Genomic DNA, 17,656 nt, shown 5'->3' on the forward strand with positions numbered 1-17,656 from the left:
TGGCTTTCAACGCTTGTGACCGATACCAGCTGAAGCGTCAGACATCTCTTCGACGGAGCTATCGCCATGTTCATCGCGCATCGTGCCGCGAAATCCCCTCCGCTGGTGAACAGAGCGCGGCCACAAGCCGAAAGCTGCGGAAATCCGTGGCTTTCGGTAGGACATTCGGCGCGTTCCTGAGTGGAAATGATGTGGACCTACCATCCCGACCTGCTCGCCCGGCCCGTGCCGCGCTACACCAGCTATCCCACCGCCGCGCAGTTCAGCGGCGATGTCGGCGCGGCGGAGCTTGCCGCCCGGCTGGACGGGGTGGAAAGGAACGACCCGCTCTCGCTCTACGTCCACATCCCCTATTGCCACGACATATGCTGGTATTGCGGCTGCAACACGGGCGCGGCGAACCGCGTCCAGCGCCTCACCGCCTATGTCGAATCGCTGGAGCGGGAGATTGCCACGGTCGCCGGGCGGCTGAACGGCAAGGGCCGGGTGCAGCGCATCGCCTTCGGCGGCGGCAGCCCCAACAGCCTGCCGCTGGTCGATTTCGTCCGGCTGCTCCAGCAATTGCTGCTCTGCTTCGATGCGCATCATGCCGAACTGTCGGTCGAACTCGATCCCCGCCGCCTCGATGGGCCATGGATCGCGACCATGGCCGCCATGGGCGTCGACCGGGCGAACCTCGGCGTCCAGACCTTCACCCCCCATGTCCAGGCGCGGATCGGCCGCGTCCAGCCGCTCGACATGGTGGAGCGCGCCGTCGACCGGCTTCGCGCCGCCGGCATCGCGACGGGTTTCGACCTGATGTACGGCCTGCCCGGCCAGACGCCGGATGACCTCGCCGCCACGCTGGAGGCCGCCATCGCCATGCGGCCCGCCCGCATCGCCCTGTTCGGCTATGCCCATATGCCCCGGCTGCTGCCCCGCCAGCGCCGCATCGACGCCAGCGACCTGCCCGATCTCGCCGCCCGCTTCGCCATGGCGGCGCAGGGCCATGGGACGCTGACCGGCGCGGGCTATGTACCCATTGGCTTCGACCATTTCGCCCTGCCTGAAGACGGCATGGCCCGCGCCGCCCGCCAAGGCACGCTGCGCCGCAATTTCCAGGGCTTCACCGACGACCCGGCGGAGATATTGCTGGGTCTGGGCGCCAGCGCGATCAGCCAGTTCCCCGACCTCATCGTCCAGAACGAAAAGCAGGCCGGTCCCTGGCGCGAACTGGCCGATGCGGGCCGATTATCCGCCACCCGCGGCACGCCGCGCACGCCGGAGGACCGCCGCCGCGGCCGCATCATCGAAGCCCTGCTCTGCCAGGGCGAGGCGCATGTCGGCACCGCCCATCCCATGCCCGATTTCAGCCGCTTCGAGGAACTGGGCCTTGTCCGCGTCAGCGAGGGCCGGGTGGCGCTGACGCGGGACGCGCTGCCCTATGCGCGCAGCATCGCCGCCTGCTTCGACGCCTGGCTGGAACCGGCGGAAAAGCGGTTCAGCCATGCGGTCTAGCGCGCTGGCCCTGCTGGCCGTCATCCCGCTGACGACAGTCCATGCGCCCGCCGCCGCCATGCCGAACCCCTGGTATTGCGGCTCCGCGCCGCCGGGCTGGACGCCCCCCTGGCAGCGCAAGCCCGTCAATCCGGACGACAAGAACGCCCCCTGTCATGTCATCCCCTGCGACCGGAAGAAGATTCGCGAAACCCGCCAATAAAGCGGATTCCATGCTCCCGCGAAGGCAGGAGCACGGACCGCTCAATGGCAACCGCCAGCCAAAGCCGAACAAATTCAGGCCAAAGCCAGCACGCTCGTCAGAATATAGCGCACCAGTTCCGCCTGCCCCCGCGCCCCCGTCTTGGCGTAGATCTTCTTCGAATAATTCCGCGCCGTCTCCACCGTCAGCCCCAAATCGGCGGCCGCCTCGCTGATCGACATGCCCTGCGCGATGGCCCAGGCCAGCCGCGCCTCGCTGGGCGACAGGCCGAACAGGTCGACCAGCTGGTCGCACCGGTCCGCCTGCGACCAGCGGTCCCCGCTGATATAGGCGATGGCGACGGGCGCCGACTGGGCGGACAGCGACCGGTCCTGGATCGGCCGCACCAGCATGTCCATCAACGGATCGCGGCTCAGGTTGATCGCCCTCGGCCGCGCATCCCGATCCGCCGCGAAGCTCTTGACCAAGGCGGTCAGTTCCCGGTCGACCGCCGGGGAAGCCGGCGTCAGCCGGTCATAACGCCCCCGGCGCAACAGCCGCGACCGCTGGAAAAGCTGCTCCAGATGCGGCGTCATGTCGACGATGCGGCACTGGGCGTCCAACGTCAGCCAACCGAAATTGAGCCGGCCGAACGCCTCCGAATTGACCGAGGAACGGAACTTCTCCCGCTCGAACGCGACGAAGCTGCGCAGCGCGATCCGCAGATGCGGCACCAGCGCGGTCAGCAGCGCGCCGACGCCCGACCCCACTTCCCGCCCCCCCGCGCAGCTCAGCCAGGCGTCCATGCCGCTCGGCTCGGTGACGCGGACCGAACGCATGTTGGTGATGCCCAGCGGCTCCAGAAACTCGGCGCGATAGCCTTGCTGCACCCTGTCGCCGGGGTCGAGCAGTTCGTCCAGCGTATAGACCCGCGCCTCCCGCATCCGCCGGTAGGGCAATGGATCGCGCCCATATTTCTGGTTGAACAGCCGGTCGAGATGCAGCGGCGTCGGCGGCCCGGCATAGAGTTCGACGATCCGCTCCTCATCCACCGGGCGGAAGGCCAGGCTGGCATAGGCGGCCCCCGACCGCGCGCGCAGCCTGTCGAGGAACCCGTGCCAAAGGGGTTGCTCGAACATACCCTCATGGAGAGCCGCCAATAATCCGCCGTCGTCCAGTCGCATGGCTAATATGTATATCCTCCCATATGGGAGGTCCAGAGCTTCGCCACTTCTGCCATCAGGCAGTCACGAAACAAGGCGGTGAACATGATCGATTCGAAAAGGCTGACGCATTTGGAGCGTCTGGAGGCGGAAAGCATCCACATACTGCGCGAAGTGGTGGCGGAGGCCGAAAAGCCGGTGATGCTGTACAGCGTGGGCAAGGACTCGGCCGTGATGCTGCATCTGGCGCGCAAGGCCTTCTACCCCTCGCCGCCGCCCTTCCCGCTGCTGCACGTCGACACCACCTGGAAATTCAGGGCGATGTACGAGCTGCGCGACCGCATGGCGCGGGAATCGGGCATGGAACTGCTCGTCTATCAAAATCCCGAAGCGCAGGAACGCGGCATCAACCCGTTCGACCACGGCCCGCTGCACACCGACATGTGGAAGACGGAGGGGCTGAAGCAGGCGCTCAACCTCTACGGCTTCGACGCGGCCTTCGGCGGCGCCCGCCGCGACGAGGAAAAGAGCCGGGCGAAGGAACGCATCTTCTCCTTCCGCACCGCCTCGCACGGCTGGGACCCGAAGAACCAGCGGCCGGAACTGTGGAACCTCTACAACGCCCGCAAGAACAAGGGCGAGAGCATCCGCGTCTTCCCGATCAGCAACTGGACCGAGCTGGACATCTGGCAATATATCCACCTGAACGACGTCCCCATCGTGCCGCTCTATTTCGCGGAGGAACGCCCGACGGTGGAGCGCGACGGCATGCTGCTGATGGTCGATGACGAGCGCTTCCCGCTGAAGCCGGGCGAGGAGCCGGTGATGCGCTCCATCCGCTTCCGCACGCTGGGCTGCTATCCGCTGACCGGCGCGGTCGAGAGCGAGGCGAAGACCTTGCCGGAGGTCATCCAGGAAACGCTGCTCACCACCACATCGGAACGGCAGGGCCGCGCCATCGACAAGGACGCAGGCGGCGCGGGCATGGAGAAGAAGAAGCAGGAAGGGTATTTTTGACGAGCCGCCACCCCAAGCCGTCATCCCAGCGAACGCTGGGATCTCAGGCCCCATGGCAGACCCTCTCGCAGACCGACCCTTCGACCCAGATCAACCAGATGCCAGCCTCCGCTGGCATGACGGGACAGATGACATGACCGACACGCTCGACGAACCCATCTACAAGACCGACGCCCTCATCGCGGAGGACATCGACCAGTATCTGGAGGTGCACCAGCACAAGACGATGCTGCGCTTCATCACCTGCGGGTCGGTGGACGACGGCAAGTCGACGCTGATCGGCCGCCTGCTCTACGACAGCAAGATGATCTTCGAGGATCAGCTCGCCGCGCTGGAAGCGGACAGCAAGCGCGTCGGCACCCAGGGGCAGGAGATCGACTTCGCCCTCCTCGTCGACGGCCTCGCCGCCGAGCGCGAACAGGGCATCACCATCGACGTCGCCTACCGCTTCTTCGCCACCGAAAAGCGCAAGTTCATCGTCGCCGACACGCCCGGCCATGAGCAGTACACCCGCAACATGGTGACCGGCGCGTCCACCGCCGACCTTGCCGTCATCCTGATCGATGCGCGCAAGGGCGTGCTGACCCAGACCCGCCGCCACAGCTATCTGGCGCACCTCATTGGCATCAGGAACATCGTCCTCGCCATCAACAAGATGGATCTGGTCGATTACGATCAGGCGGTCTATGACGGCATCGTCAAGGATTATACCGATTTCGCCCATAGCATCGGCATCAAGGCCTTCACGGCCATGCCCATTTCCGGCTTCAAGGGCGACAATATCACCGGCCCGTCGGCAAACACCCCCTGGTACAAGGGGCCTGCGCTGATCGAGCATCTGGAAACGGTCGAGGTCGATCAGGTCTCCGACCAGCTCAAGCCCTTCCGCATGGCGGTGCAGTGGGTCAACCGCCCCAATCTCGATTTCCGCGGCTTTTCCGGCCAGATCGCCACCGGCACGGTGCGCAAGGGCGACGCCATCCGCGTCCTGCCGTCGGGCAAGACCAGCACCGTCAGCCGCATCGTGACGCTGGATAGCGACCTTGACGAAGCGGTCGCCGGCCAGTCCGTCACGCTCTGCTTCACAGATGAGGTCGACTGCTCGCGCGGCGACGTGATCGCGGCGTCCGACAATCCGCCCCAGGCCGCCGACCAGTTCGAGGCGACCATCGTCTGGATGGCGGATGAGGAAATGCTGCCCGGCCGCCCCTATTGGCTCAAGATCGGCACGCAGACCGTCACCGCCACGATCCAGCAGCCCAAATATCAGGTCAACGTCAACACGATGGAGCATCTGGCGGCCAAGACGCTGGAGCTGAACGCCATCGGCGTCGCCAACCTGTCCACCGACCGCCAGATCGTGTTCGAACCCTATGAGACGAACCGCACAAGCCCCAACAAGGTGCTGGGCGGCTTCATCCTGATCGACAAGATCACCAACGCCACCGTGGCGGCGGGGATGCTGCACTTCAGCCTGCGCCGGGCGCAGAACGTCCATTGGCAGGCGACCGACGTCACCCGCGAATTCCATGCGGGCCTCAAAAACCAGAAGCCCGCCGTGCTGTGGTTCACCGGGCTTTCGGGGGCAGGCAAGTCGACCATCGCCAACCTTGTCGAAAAGAAGCTGGCGCGGATGAACCGCCACACCTTCCTGCTCGACGGCGACAATGTGCGCCATGGGCTGAACAAGGATCTGGGCTTCACCGACGCCGACCGGGTGGAGAATATCCGCCGCGTGGGCGAGGTGGCGAAGCTCATGACCGATGCGGGCCTGATCGTCATCACCGCCTTCATCTCGCCCTTCCGGGCGGAACGAGAGATGGTGCGCCAGATGATGCAGCCGGGCGAGTTCATCGAAGTGCATATCGACACCCCCCTCGCCGATGCGGAGGCGCGCGACGTCAAGGGCCTCTACCGCAAGGCGCGGTCCGGCGAGCTCAAGAATTTCACTGGCATCGACAGCCCCTATGAAGCGCCCGAAGATCCGGAAATCCGGATCGACACCACCGCCATGACCGCCGAAGAAGCGGCCGAAGCCATCATCGCGAGGCTGATCCCATGAGCATGACCGACGCCGATCTCGCCGCCCATCTGGCCGACATTGCGGGGCGCCTGCTGCTCACGGTGCGCGACAGCGGCCTGTTCAGCGCCGGGGCGCTGGGCAAAGCGGGCGACCAGACCGCCAACCAGTTCCTGGTCCATGCCCTGCGCGAACAGCGTCCGGAGGACGGCCTGCTGTCGGAGGAGATGAAGTGCGACGGCTCCCGCCTCGGCAAGTCGCGCGTCTGGATCGTCGATCCGGTCGACGGCACGCGCGAATATGGGGAGGAACGCGCCGACTGGGCGGTGCATGTCGGCCTGTCGGTGGACGGCGGGGCGACGGTGGGCGCGGTGGCGCTGCCCGGCCTCGACGGCGGCATCGTGCTGCGCACCGACCAGCCGCACACCATTCCGCCCGCACCGGAAAAGCTGCGCATGGTGATCAGCCGCACCCGCCCCGCCGCCGAAGCGGTCGCCGTCGCGGAAAGGCTGGACGCCGAACTCGTCCCCATGGGCAGCGCGGGCGCAAAGGCGATGGCGGTGATCCTGGGACAGGCCGACATCTATCTCCATTCGGGCGGCCAATATGAATGGGACAGCTGCGCCCCGGTCGCCGTCGCCCTCGCCCATGGCCTCCATTGCAGCCGCCTCGACGGATCGCCGCTCCTCTACAACCGGGAGGATGTCTATCTGCCGGACCTGCTCATCTGCCGGAAGGACCATGCGCGCCAGGTGCTGGACCTGATCGCCGATCTGGCCCCCACCGGCAACTGAAGTCCCCGCCGCAAAAGGACGAAATGGCGGGAGGGGGCCGGAATTCCCCCTCTCCCGCAGGCGAGTGTCCCGCCCGTTATCCCCTGAACGGACGCGCCGCCCAGTAAAGATGACATGGCGGCACATTGCGCCATTCGAAACCCGTCTCGACCGTCTCGAACCGCCGCTCCAGCAGGGGCTGCACGGCCTTCCGCATCTGATAGGCGAGGAACCGTCCATCCGGCGCCAGCGCCCGCGCGCTCGCCTCCATCAGCCGCTCCGCCCGGTCCGGCGCCAGAGTGGAGAAGGGCAGGCCCGACAGGATGCAATCCGCCTCGTCCAGCCCATGATCGGCCATGATGGCGCGCACGGCATCGGCGGAACCGGTAACGGCGATCAGCCGCCTGTCGGGCGTCGCCTCGCGCAGATGATCGATGAAGCCCGCGCTGGTGTCGATGGCCAGCAACCGCGCATGGCCCGGCAGCCGGTCCAGCAGGGCGCGGGTGAAAATGCCCGTGCCCGGCCCATATTCGACCACGCAATCCATCCGGCCCCAGTCGATGGGGGACAGCATGCGCTCGACCAGATAGCGCGAAGCGGGAAAGGCGGAGCCGACCGCCATCGGATTCCTGAAGAACTCCCGAAAGGCGAGAGCCAGATATTCCGGACCGCGGCCCTCGGCGGCGCCCCATGCGCCCCGCGCCACCCTGTCTTCGAACGATGTCGCCACGATTGCTTCACTCTCCCGTCCTGTGATGCCGCAATGCCCGCGCATCGAAGCTTGCCCGGAAAACCCATGGGATCGGAGGCGGGTTCCTCGAAAACCGCCTTACATGGATCAGGAACCGGCCGCCGCCCGGCGGAAGAAGGGTGACAGCGCGCACCATTGCGCTATCGCAGGGATCGACTTTAAGGACTCGGGCGTCATCGCCGGAAGGCAATGGAGACAATCGACATGCGGCAGGTGGACCCGATGAGCGTGGCGCTGGGCTATTGGAGCCTCGGTCTAGAGGCGGCGATGGTGATCGGCCTTCGCCTGCCCCGGCTGTTGGCCGGCAATCCGGCAGCGGCGCTGGAGGCGCAGAAGATGGTGGCGGAGAAGATCGAAGCCGCCGCCCTGCTGCAGTGGAAGGCGATGACCGGCGCGCTCGGCACGACGCCGCTTTCCGTCATGCACGCTTCCACCGCCCATTATCGCAAGGCCGTGGGCAAGAACCGCCGCCGCCTGACCCGTCGTTAGGACCGACCCCTCGGTGAAGCAGGGCGCCGTCCACGCAGGACGGACTTCGGCTCAGCCAAGAAACGCCGTCACCGCCTCTGCAAAGGCCTGGGGCTGCTCGACATTGGCGAGATGCGCCGCCTCCAGCATCGTCAGCCGCGCCCCCGCTATCGACCGGCCCAGCGCCTCGCTGTGCGGCGGCGGGGTGGCCGGGTCCTTCGTGCCCCCGATCACGAGCGTCGGCGCCTCGATCAGCGTCACCGTCCGCCGCATGTCCATGTCGCGGATCGCCGCGCAGCAGCCGGCATAGCCCTGCGGATCGGTCGCCTGCAGCATCGCGGCGACAGGCGCGATGGCGTCCCCGCCGCGCGCGGCGAAGGCCGCGGTGAACCAGCGCTCGACCGAAGCCTCCGCCAACGGCGCCATGCCCCGCTCGCGCACCAGCGCGATCCGCGCGTCCCAGGCGGCGGGCGGCCCCATGAAGCTCGACGTGTTGGCCAGCACCAGCCGCCGCAGCCTGCGCGGCTCCCTTATGCCCAGCCATTGCCCGACCATCCCGCCCAGCGACAGGCCGCAAAAATCCACCGCGTCGATCCGCAAAGCATCGAGCAGCTCGATCGCGTCCCGCCCCAGCCGGTCGATGGAATAGCCGCCCGCCGGCGCATCCGACGCGCCATGGCCGCGCTGGTCGTAGCGCAGCACACGGAAGGCCCGCGTCCACGCCGCCATCTGCGGCGTCCACATCTCCAGCCCGGTGCCCAGCGAATTGGACAGCAGCAGGACGGGCGCATCCTCCGGTCCGTCCATCCGCCATGCGATGCGGCATCCGTCGCCGGTCGTGACGAACCGCTTCTCCATCAGACCCACTCCACCGCCAGCGCCAGCCCCTGGCCGACGCCGATGCACAGCGTCGCTAGGCCAAGCCTGCCGCCCGTCCGTTCCAGACGATGCACCAGCGTCATCGCGATGCGCGCGCCCGACATGCCCAGCGGATGGCCCAGGGCGATCGCCCCGCCATGGGCGTTGACGCGCGGGTCGTCGTCGGCAAGGCCCAACCCCCGCAACACCGCCAGGCTCTGGCTGGCGAATGCCTCGTTCAGCTCGATGGCGTCGAACCGGTCGATGGACAGGCCCAGCCGCGCCATCAGCTTCCTCGTGGCCGGCACCGGCCCGATGCCCATGACGCGCGGCGGCACGCCGGCGCTCGCCATGCCCAGGATGCGGGCGCGGGGCGTCAGTCCATGGGTCTTCGCCGCCGCCTCGCTGGCGACGATCATCGCCGCCGCGCCGTCATTGACTCCCGATGCGTTGCCCGCCGTCACCGTGCCGTCCGGCCGCACCACCGGCTTCAGCGCCGCCAGCATCCCCATCGTCGTGTCCGGGCGGGGATGTTCGTCCGCGTCGACCATGGTTTCGCGACCCTTGCGGTCCGCGACGACGACCGGCACGATCTCCTCGGCGAAATAGCCCGATGCCTGCGCAGCGGCGGCCGCCTGCTGGCTGCGCAGGGCGAAGGCGTCCTGATCGGCGCGCGATATGCCGAAGTCGGCCGCCACATTCTCGCCCGTCTCAGGCATGGAATCGACGCCGTAGAGCGCCTTCATCCGGGGATTGACGAAGCGCCAGCCGATGGTGGTGTCATGGATCGCATTGCTGCGCGAATAGGCGCTCTCGGGCTTGGGCATGACGAAGGGGGCGCGGCTCATGCTCTCCACCCCGCCCGCGATCATCAGTTCGGCGTCGCCCGCGCGGATGGCCCGCGCGGCGGAGCCCACGGCGTCCAGTCCGGACGCGCAGAGCCGGTTGACGGTCGATCCGCCGACGCTGTCGGGCAACCCCGCGAGCAGCGCGGCCATGCGCGCGACATTGCGGTTGTCCTCCCCCGCCTGGTTGGCGCAGCCCAGGATCACGTCGTCGACGGCGGCGGGATCGACGCCGCTCCGCCCGATCAGCGCGCGCAACGGGATGGCGGCGAGATCGTCGGCACGGACGCCCGCCAGGCTTCCGCCATAGCGGCCGATGGGGGTGCGCACCGCATCGCAGAGGAAGGCCTCGCTCATGCGGCGGCAGCCACGCCGGCGATGTCGATCGGCGCGCCGGTGCCCGCCGCGATCTCCTGCACGGTGACGCCCGGCGCCGTTTCGACCAGCCTCAGCCCGCCCGCCCTGCGGTCCACCGCGATCACGCCCAGATCGGTGACGATCAGGTCGACCACGCCCCTGCCGGTCAGCGGCAGGGTGCAGCGCTCCAATATCTTCGGGCTGCCGTCCTTCGACCTGTGGTCCATCACCACGACCACGCGCTTGACGCCCGCGACCAGGTCCATCGCGCCGCCCATGCCCTTCACCATCTTGCCGGGGATGGTCCAGTTGGCGAGGTCGCCGTTCGCCGCCACCTCCATCGCGCCCAGCACGGCCATGTCGATATGCCCGCCCCGGATCATCGCGAAACTGTCCGCGGAGGAGAAGAAGCTGCTGGTCGGCAGCGCGGTGATCGTCTGCTTGCCGGCGTTGATCAGGTCCGGGTCCGCCTCCCCCTCATGGGGAAAGGGGCCGATGCCCAGCATGCCGTTCTCGCTCTGCAGCGTGACGTTCACCCCTCGGGGCACATGGTTCGCCACCAGCGTCGGAATGCCGATGCCCAGGTTCACATAATAACCGTCGCGCAGTTCCTTCGCGGCGCGGGCCGCCATCTCGTCGCGGGTCCAGGGCATCAGGCCGCCCCTCCCACGGTCTCTCGCGCGCCCCCGGTTTCACGCGCCCCCCCGGTCTCACGCGCCCCCCCGATCTCACGCGGACGCGTCGTCAGCTTCTCGATCCGCTTCTCGTTGATGGTGCTCAGCACGATGCGGTCGACATAGATGCCGGGCGTATGGATGCAGTCGGGGTCGAAACCGCCCTCGGGCACGATCTCCTCCACCTCCGCCACCGTGACCCTGCCGGCCGTCGCCATGTTCGGGTTGAAGTTGCGCGCCGTCTTGCGGAACATCAGGTTGCCCGCGGGGTCCGCGCGCCACGCCTTGATGATGGAAAGGTCGGCGCGCAGCCAGGTCTCCCGCACATATTCCTCCCCCTCGAAGGTCTCGACCGGCTTGCCCTCCGCCACCATCGTGCCCACGCCCGTCTTGGTGTAGAAGGCCGGGATGCCCGCGCCGCCCGCCCGGATGCGCTCGGCCAGCGTGCCCTGAGGGTTCAGCTCCAGCTCCAGTTCTCCCGAAAGATACTGGCTCTCGAACAGCCTGTTCTCCCCCACATAGGAGGAGATCATCTTGCGCACCTGGCGGCTCTCCAGCAGCATCCACAGCCCGAACCCGTCGGCCCCCGCATTGTTGGAGATGATGGTGAGGTCCTTCACGCCCGATGCCCGGATCTCGGGGATCAGGCTTTCGGGATTGCCCGAAAGCCCGAATCCGCCCGACATGATCGTCATGCCGTCGAACAACAGGCCTTCCAGCGCGCGCCTCGGACTATCGACAATCTTCTGCATGGAAAAGCCTCTTGCTCAAACCGCTGCGCGGGCCCGTAACGAAAAACCCTCCTCGGTGGAAGCGCCGGCCTTCTGCAGCTCGAAATCGAAGACGATGGTGGCGGCATCGCCCTGCCGGTTCGGCACGGGCAGCAGGCCTTCCCGCGTGGCGAAGGCGAAATCGTCCGCCGCGAACGGATCGTCCCCGAAGTTGATCTGCGTCGTCAGCGTGCGATAGCCGGGCGCCTCGACGAAGAAATGCACATGGGCCGGGCGGTTGCCATGGCGGCCCAGCGCCCGCATCAGCCGGTCGGTCGCCCCGCCGGGCGGCACGCTATAGCCGTTGGGCATCTTCGAATGGAAGCTGTAGCGCCCGTCGCTGCCGATCCGGATGCGGCGGCGGTTGTTGAAGGGCGTCTGCTCGCCGGTCGGGTCGAAATGCGAATACCAGCCCTGCGAATTGGCGTGCCAGACGTGCAGGATCGCACCCTCGACAGGCTCCCCCCCGGGCCCCCTGATCACGCCGCTCATGTACAGCGTGCCGGTATCGTCGGGATCGTCGCTCAGGTTGACGTCCCCCTCCACCAGCGGCGCGCCCGCGACATAGAGCGGCCCTTCGATGGTGCGCGGCGTCCCCCCGGTCCTGCCCGCCTCGGCATCCCGGGCGTCCATCAGCAGGTCCATGAAATGCTCCAGCCCCACGCCCGGCACGATCAGGCCGAATTCGGCGGCGCCTTCCTGGAAATACTGGATCGCGGCCCAGAATTCGCTTTCGCTCACATCATGGCGGACGATGGTCCTCATCACCGCTTCGGCCAGCTCGCGGACGATGGCCTTCAGCCGCCCGTCGCCGCCTTCGGCATCGAGGCCGCTGGCCCGGTCGAGCAGGGCCTGGACCGCTGCGCCGTTCACGAAATCTTCGGTCATGTTCACCTCTCCGGAAGTTTGAATATCAGCGATCGTCGTCATGGAGCGAGGAAGGATGGCGGCACAGCGCCGTCACCTTCACCTCCATGAAGGGATAGAGCGGCAGGCTGGTCAGCAGGTCGTGGAGCTGCGCATTGTCCTCCACATCGAAGATGCTGACATTGCTGTACCGGCCCACCACCCGCCAGATGTGCCGCCATGTCCCGTCCCGCTGCAACTGCTGGAAACGCGCCTTTTCCGCGGCCTTCAACTGCTCGAAGCGCACCGGGTCGCAACCGTGCGGAACATGGACATCCATGGTGACGTGAAACAGCATCGGCCTATCCCTTCGCCTGTCCGGAAAGAAGGACGGTGGTGCGCGCGGGCGCGTCGCGGCGGAAGGCGGCGACCGCGTCGGGGTTCAGCGCGATGCCAAGGCCCGGCCCGTCCGGCACGGCAAGGCTGTAGTCCGAATAGTCCAGCGGCTGCGCCAGCACCTCCTCGGTCAGCAGCAGCGGCCCGAACAGCTCCGTCCCGAAGGCGAGATCGGCGAAGGTCGCGAACAACTGCGCCGACGCGACCGTCCCCACGCCCCCCTCCAGCATGGTGCCGCCATAGAGCGCCACGCCCGCCGCTTCGGCAATGGCCGCCAGCCCCCTGGCGGCCGTCAGCCCCCCGGCCTGGGCGATCTTGATCGCGAACACGTCGGCGGCCCCGGCGGCGGCATAGGCAAAGCCCGTCTCCGGCCCGTACAGCGCCTCGTCCGCCATCACCGCCAGGCGGCCCATCGCGGTCAGCCGCGCCATGCCCGAAAGGCTGCTCGCCCTGATCGGCTGCTCCACCAGGTCGACGCCCGCATCGGCCAGCATCGCCAGCCCGCGCTTGGCCGTCACCTCGCTCCACGCCTGGTTCACGTCGACCCGCACGCTGGCCCGGTCGCCCAGCGCCTTCTTGATCGCCGCCGCATGCGCGACATCGGCCTCCAGCGGGCGCTTCCCGATCTTGAGCTTGAAGGCGTCGTGGCGGCGCGACGCCAGCATCGCTTCCGCCTCCTCTATGTCGCGCGCCGTATCGCCGCTGGCCAGCGTCCAGAGCACCGGCAACCGGTCGCGCACCCGCCCGCCCAGCAATTCGCTGACCGGCACGCCCAGCCGCTTGCCCTGCGCGTCGAGCAGCGCCGTCTCCACCGCATTCCTGGCGAAATGATTGGCGGCGATCTCCCTGCGCAGCCGAGCCATGATCGCGGCCGGGCGCGTGGCGTCCGCCCCGGTCAGGACCGGCGCGAAATAGGTGTCGACGGCCAGCTTGATGCCCTCTGGACTTTCCGCGCCATAGCTGAGGCCGCCGATGGTCGTTCCCTCGCCTATCCCCTCCACCCCGTCGGAACAGACCAGCCGGACGATGACCATCGCCTGCGACCGCATCGTCGCGACCGACAGCACATGCGGCCGGATGGTCGGCACGTCGAGTATGAAGGCCTCGACGCTATCGATGGTGATGGAGGACGCCATGAATTCTCCGTTGCAGTCCGGAACAGATAGAAAGGCCGAGCGGCAAGGGAAAATGCCGTTTCGGTTCGATTTCATACCGGCAAGGTATCAGACACCCGGCTCGATGCTCTCGACGCGCCGCACCAGCCGGGCGGCCATGGACGACCGGACCGGCCGCCCCGCGATGATCTTGCGCCAGCTATTATAGCTGATGCCGAACCGCGCGTTCAGCGCCTCGTCGGTCCGGCCGGTCTCCAGATGCAGCATGCGGTCCACGACATCGCGGCCGATGACGACCGATCCCGGCATTTTCGCCCCGCTCATGGCGATCACGCCTGCGTGCCATATTGCCGCCGCACCAGCTCCGCCACGCCCATCCGCTCCAGGATCGGCGTCGGACAGAGGAAGGTGACGCGCACCACGCCGGGCAACCGGCTGATCTCGATCGATCCCGCGATGGTCGCCCGGTTGAGGATCTCGTCATAGGGCAATCCCGTCACCTCGGCGGCGCGGGTCAGCCCGTTCCTGGTCGCGTCGTTCAGCGTCGGCCCCGAACCGATGAAGGTGATCGGCGCATTGTCCTCTATCACCTTCTGCCCATGGCGCTCGGCCAGCCGCCCGACCGCCGCGCGCTCCTCCCGGCTCATCGGCTGCGCCAGGAAGGGCAGGTCGTCGCGATGCTGCAACAGGATCGGGCCGTCCAGCTTCAGCCCCTTGATCACCTTCACTTCCAGCTCGACCACGCCCGACACGTCGGTGGCATGGCCGGCAATCTCGCCATTGCCCTGCTGCGCATGCATGTCGCCCATATAGACGCCGCCGCCGGGCACCTTGACCGGGCAGATGAGGATCGCGCCCTCCCGCACCGAATTGGTGTCCATATGCCCATCGGTCTTGTGCCGGTCCAACTCCTCCTGCGTGAAGCTGTAGCCATGGGGCGCATCGATCAGGAACGACCCGAAATCCCCCGCATTATGCGAATCCGGCAGGTCGCGGGACGGCATCGTGCCGATATTGCCCAGAAAAGGCCGCATGCGGCTCGCCAGGCCCGCAATATCCGCCCGCGCCAGCGCCAGGATCGAATGCTGGTCCGCCCCGTCCGGAATGGCCGCAATATTCCGCGCGTCGCCTGCGATCCGTTCCGCGACATCCTTGCTCACGGTCAGCGACACATTGTTTTCCCGGTCCAGCACGATGACATAGCCGTTGGAAAAGCGGAACGCATTCACCTCCGCCCCGCAATTGTCGCAGCGCACCGCCTCGTCCCCGATCCCTTCGATATGGCTGGACGGCGCGGTCGTGCCACAGCTCGGGCACAGCTTCGCGACGAAGGGATCGCCCACATAGCGCCCCTCGACAAATTCCATCACGCCCGAAGAGGTGGCGAGCGACGTCACCCGCACGGTCTTCAGCGTGATGGCAATGGCGTCCCCGACCTCCGCCCCTTCAACCAGCACGGGACGGGTGACTTCATGCCCGCCCTGGAATTTCGGCGTGATCATCGGCCCCCAGCAGCCCGGCGGCGTGCCGGTGCGGATGGTGCCGCCGTCGCGAACGGTCCCGGCCGGCGCGATGCCCGGCCCGACGATCCCGCCGCTATAGTCATGAACCTCGATATGCGAACGCGCGTCAGACATTGGAACTACCCTTTGTTGCTATGGGACCGCTCAAAGCGCGGCATCGCCATCCATGCGCACGAAGCGCCGCGCATCGAAGCTGAAGGGAACGGCGCTGCTGCCCCCATAAAGCTCATGATGCGGCGACGCCTCGGCAAAGGCGCAGGCCAGCAGGAAGAGATTATGGACATCCTCCGGCATGCCGCTGGCCGGATGCTCCGACAACAGCCGCAATATTGCGTCCAGACGCGGCATCATCGCCTCATACAGCGCCCTGAAATCGGCGGCGCTGGCGCTCCAGCGTATCTCGCTGCGCTCATTCTCGCTGGGCCGCGCCCAATGAGCGGCCAGCGGCGCCAGATCGACAAAGGGCGCGGGGAGTATCGGGTCGGTCATGCTAAAGTCCTCAAGCCGCGAGATAAGTGTCGAGCGTGCGCGCCGCGTGGCGGATCAGGAATTCCTGGTCCATCAACTGCATCGCGTCGATCGATCCGGACATGATGCCGGCGAAAGTGTCCTCCATGGTGGCGGTATCCTCCAGCCAGGCGTTCCGATGCAGCGCATTCACATGCTGCTGCGCCACCTGCTCCGCCGCATTCTGGGCTGGCCGGAAATAGTTGATCCCCTCCCACAGCGTCCGCCCATGGTCGAGCGGCCAGAATTGATGCGTGAAGAAGGACATGCCCGGATAGCCGCAGCCCGACGCCAGATGGATGATGAAATTGGGGAAGAGATTGGGCAGTTCGAACTGGAAATCCGCCCGCCGCTCCGGGTTGATCGCGGGCGGCAACTGGTCGGGCCGCGGCCGGTGGCGCTCGGTCGTGCTCAGCATCGACGCGAAGGCCAGCGTCGAGGGCGCCGTGTCCATCCCCGCCCCATAGATGGTGGAGGAGGCATGCGGCCCCATCAGCTTGAAATCGCCATGCTCCACCCCCTTGAAGCCCGGCAGCGATCCGGCATGGATGGTCGGCACATGATAGCCTTCGCTGAAGGCATAATGGGCGACCTTCCAGTTGCAGTTCAGCACCGTCGAATAGCGGAAGGCGGTGGTCGATTCCGCATAGGGATAGCCGCCGAACAACCGGCCGAAATCGCCCAGATAGTCGGTCAACGTCTGCGCCGGTTCGGGGTCGAAATGGATGAAGACGAAACCTTCCCAGCTATCGCAATGGATTTCGCGCAGGCCAAGACAGGCGGTATCCAGCTTGCCGAACTTCTCCTTCATCGGCACGGAACGCAGCGGCCCGTCGGTCGAAAACACCCAGCCATGGAAGCGGCAGGTGACGACATTGGCGCGCGACCGCCCGAAGGTCTCGAAACCGCTGCTCGGCACGACCTTGTTCCCGCGATGGGTGCAGACATTGTGGAAGGCCCTGATCCGCCCGTCCTTGCCCCGCACGATCAGCACGGATGCGTCCGCCACCGGCAGTTCCTTGACCTTATAGTCGCCGGCATGGGGCAGTTCCCAAATTGTCGCGACCTTCAGCCAGGTTTTGCTGAAGATTTTCTCCCGCTCCAGTTCGTAAATGGCCGGATCGCTGATCGCCCGCACCGATACCGGATCGACGCCCAGTTCTTCGCGAATATCATCGACGCTGCGGTTGATATGGCGCAAGTCTTCCGCCGTGCATGTCGTGGTCATCCTACTCTCCGATATTTCCCGTAAACTCTATCGCTTCTTCGCCACAGGACCCAGGGCAACAGCGTGCCGACCCGCCCCCGTTCGGGCTGAGCCTGTCGAAGCCCTCCTCTTTCCTGACAGGACATGCTCCAACTTCACGCATCTCCCAAAGCCTCCGGCTTGTCCCGCCACCCATCGGGATAGTGGGAGATCAGATCGGCCCGCAGTTCCAGCGCACCGAACCGCCAGCCGCCCGCCATCTTCCGCACGTCCGCGACATAGCGCCCGCCGATCCAATAGGCCCGCCCGCTGGCTGAGGTCGCAACCTCCCACAGCATGAATTCCACGCCCGCCCGCTCATAAGCGGGATCGAGCGTCACCTTGGGCGAAACCAGATAATGCAGGGTCCATCTGAACCCCTGCTCCGCATTGCCCGCCACGCCCTCAGCGATGGCTTCCCCGCCCGACAACAGCCCGTATCGGTCGACCCGGAAGACCGCATCCTCGGTGAAAAGCGGCCGCAGCATCTCCGCCGAAGGCCCCGCATCGAAGGCCCGCGAAAGGTCGACGATCAGCGCATCGATGTCGCGCAACGCCTCCAGCCGCTCGACCCTGCGTTCCCATATTTCCGCCATGCCGTCCTCGCCCGCCAGGGCGGACGCCGGGAAGACCGGCGCCCGCATGATTG

At 66.8% G+C, this 17,656-nt stretch carries 20 protein-coding genes; 6 read left to right on the forward strand and 14 right to left on the reverse strand.

Annotated elements, in window-relative coordinates; all coding sequences use genetic code 11:
- Positions 1-189: 189 nt before the first annotated feature.
- Both hemN and EWH10_RS16590 read left to right on the forward strand, forming a co-directional pair.
- The gene (hemN, locus tag EWH10_RS16585) at positions 190-1,497 is read left to right on the forward strand and encodes an oxygen-independent coproporphyrinogen III oxidase (protein ID WP_130030091.1); all 1,308 of its coding nucleotides are present in this window, start codon (positions 190-192) and stop codon (positions 1,495-1,497) included.
- Complete coding sequence (locus tag EWH10_RS16590) at positions 1,487-1,699, forward strand: hypothetical protein (protein WP_065847777.1); 213 nt, start codon at positions 1,487-1,489, stop codon at positions 1,697-1,699. Before hemN ends, EWH10_RS16590 begins: the two co-directional genes overlap by 11 nt.
- Positions 1,700-1,773: 74 nt before the next feature.
- Here EWH10_RS16590 and EWH10_RS16595 read toward each other — a convergent pair whose 3' ends face one another.
- On the reverse strand, positions 1,774-2,862 hold the full coding sequence (locus EWH10_RS16595; protein WP_025548512.1) for a helix-turn-helix transcriptional regulator: 1,089 nt from the start codon (positions 2,860-2,862) through the stop codon (positions 1,774-1,776).
- Between the two features lie 54 nt (positions 2,863-2,916).
- Between EWH10_RS16595 and cysD the strand changes: the two genes are divergently transcribed.
- The 3 genes from cysD to EWH10_RS16610 all read left to right on the forward strand — a co-directional run bounded on the left by cysD (position 2,917) and on the right by EWH10_RS16610 (position 6,672).
- Positions 2,917-3,858: a sulfate adenylyltransferase subunit CysD gene (gene cysD / locus EWH10_RS16600; RefSeq protein WP_255309042.1), complete on the forward strand. Its 942-nt coding sequence runs from the start codon at positions 2,917-2,919 to the stop codon at positions 3,856-3,858.
- Positions 3,859-3,991: 133 nt separating this feature from the next.
- Positions 3,992-5,920: a sulfate adenylyltransferase subunit CysN gene (cysN, locus tag EWH10_RS16605; RefSeq protein ID WP_065847775.1), complete on the forward strand. Its 1,929-nt coding sequence runs from the start codon at positions 3,992-3,994 to the stop codon at positions 5,918-5,920.
- 2 nt (positions 5,921-5,922) lie between these two features.
- Entirely contained in the window at positions 5,923-6,672 is a 750-nt protein-coding gene (locus EWH10_RS16610; protein WP_065847773.1) for a 3'(2'),5'-bisphosphate nucleotidase CysQ, read from the forward strand.
- Positions 6,673-6,748: 76 nt separating this feature from the next.
- Here the strand turns inward: EWH10_RS16610 and EWH10_RS16615 are convergent, their stop codons facing one another.
- Positions 6,749-7,381: a class I SAM-dependent methyltransferase gene (locus EWH10_RS16615; RefSeq protein WP_229742681.1), complete on the reverse strand. Its 633-nt coding sequence runs from the start codon at positions 7,379-7,381 to the stop codon at positions 6,749-6,751.
- A gap of 210 nt (positions 7,382-7,591) precedes the next feature.
- Here EWH10_RS16615 and EWH10_RS16620 point away from each other — a divergent pair, with 210 nt between their 5' ends.
- Positions 7,592-7,891 (forward strand): hypothetical protein, encoded by a 300-nt coding sequence (locus EWH10_RS16620; protein WP_157009792.1) that lies wholly within the window; start codon positions 7,592-7,594, stop codon positions 7,889-7,891.
- 51 nt (positions 7,892-7,942) lie between these two features.
- Here EWH10_RS16620 and pcaD read toward each other — a convergent pair whose 3' ends face one another.
- The 12 genes from pcaD to EWH10_RS16680 form a co-directional block, all read right to left on the reverse strand.
- On the reverse strand, positions 7,943-8,728 hold the full coding sequence (gene pcaD / locus EWH10_RS16625; protein WP_171009923.1) for a 3-oxoadipate enol-lactonase: 786 nt from the start codon (positions 8,726-8,728) through the stop codon (positions 7,943-7,945).
- Positions 8,728-9,930 (reverse strand): 3-oxoadipyl-CoA thiolase, encoded by a 1,203-nt coding sequence (gene pcaF / locus EWH10_RS16630; protein WP_130030085.1) that lies wholly within the window; start codon positions 9,928-9,930, stop codon positions 8,728-8,730. Before pcaF ends, pcaD begins: the two co-directional genes overlap by 1 nt.
- A complete protein-coding gene (locus EWH10_RS16635) occupies positions 9,927-10,583 on the reverse strand; it encodes a 3-oxoacid CoA-transferase subunit B (protein WP_065847909.1) in 657 nt (218 codons plus the stop codon). Before EWH10_RS16635 ends, pcaF begins: the two co-directional genes overlap by 4 nt.
- Positions 10,583-11,356 carry a CoA transferase subunit A gene (locus tag EWH10_RS16640; RefSeq protein WP_229742682.1) on the reverse strand — a complete coding sequence of 258 codons (774 nt, stop codon included), beginning with the start codon at positions 11,354-11,356 and terminating at the stop codon, positions 10,583-10,585. Before EWH10_RS16640 ends, EWH10_RS16635 begins: the two co-directional genes overlap by 1 nt.
- A gap of 15 nt (positions 11,357-11,371) precedes the next feature.
- Positions 11,372-12,262 (reverse strand): dioxygenase family protein, encoded by an 891-nt coding sequence (locus tag EWH10_RS16645; protein WP_061937024.1) that lies wholly within the window; start codon positions 12,260-12,262, stop codon positions 11,372-11,374.
- Between the two features lie 25 nt (positions 12,263-12,287).
- The gene (gene catC / locus EWH10_RS16650; protein WP_065847426.1) at positions 12,288-12,578 is read right to left on the reverse strand and encodes a muconolactone Delta-isomerase; all 291 of its coding nucleotides are present in this window, start codon (positions 12,576-12,578) and stop codon (positions 12,288-12,290) included.
- Between the two features lie 4 nt (positions 12,579-12,582).
- The gene (locus tag EWH10_RS16655; protein WP_065847428.1) at positions 12,583-13,752 is read right to left on the reverse strand and encodes a muconate/chloromuconate family cycloisomerase; all 1,170 of its coding nucleotides are present in this window, start codon (positions 13,750-13,752) and stop codon (positions 12,583-12,585) included.
- Between the two features lie 87 nt (positions 13,753-13,839).
- Positions 13,840-14,055: a hypothetical protein gene (locus EWH10_RS16660; RefSeq protein WP_025548496.1), complete on the reverse strand. Its 216-nt coding sequence runs from the start codon at positions 14,053-14,055 to the stop codon at positions 13,840-13,842.
- 5 nt (positions 14,056-14,060) lie between these two features.
- Positions 14,061-15,368 carry an acetamidase/formamidase family protein gene (locus EWH10_RS16665; RefSeq protein ID WP_065847431.1) on the reverse strand — a complete coding sequence of 436 codons (1,308 nt, stop codon included), beginning with the start codon at positions 15,366-15,368 and terminating at the stop codon, positions 14,061-14,063.
- A gap of 30 nt (positions 15,369-15,398) precedes the next feature.
- Positions 15,399-15,743, reverse strand: coding sequence for a hypothetical protein (locus tag EWH10_RS16670; RefSeq protein ID WP_065847434.1), 345 nt, complete (start codon positions 15,741-15,743; stop codon positions 15,399-15,401).
- A gap of 10 nt (positions 15,744-15,753) precedes the next feature.
- On the reverse strand, positions 15,754-16,989 hold the full coding sequence (locus EWH10_RS16675) for an aromatic ring-hydroxylating oxygenase subunit alpha (protein WP_065847438.1): 1,236 nt from the start codon (positions 16,987-16,989) through the stop codon (positions 15,754-15,756).
- 134 nt (positions 16,990-17,123) lie between these two features.
- Positions 17,124-17,651 carry a nuclear transport factor 2 family protein gene (locus EWH10_RS16680; RefSeq protein WP_229742683.1) on the reverse strand — a complete coding sequence of 176 codons (528 nt, stop codon included), beginning with the start codon at positions 17,649-17,651 and terminating at the stop codon, positions 17,124-17,126.
- Between the last annotated feature and the right edge of the window lie 5 nt (positions 17,652-17,656).

The organism is Sphingobium fuliginis (genome assembly GCF_004152845.1).
Taxonomy (GTDB): Bacteria; Pseudomonadota; Alphaproteobacteria; order Sphingomonadales; family Sphingomonadaceae; genus Sphingobium; species Sphingobium fuliginis.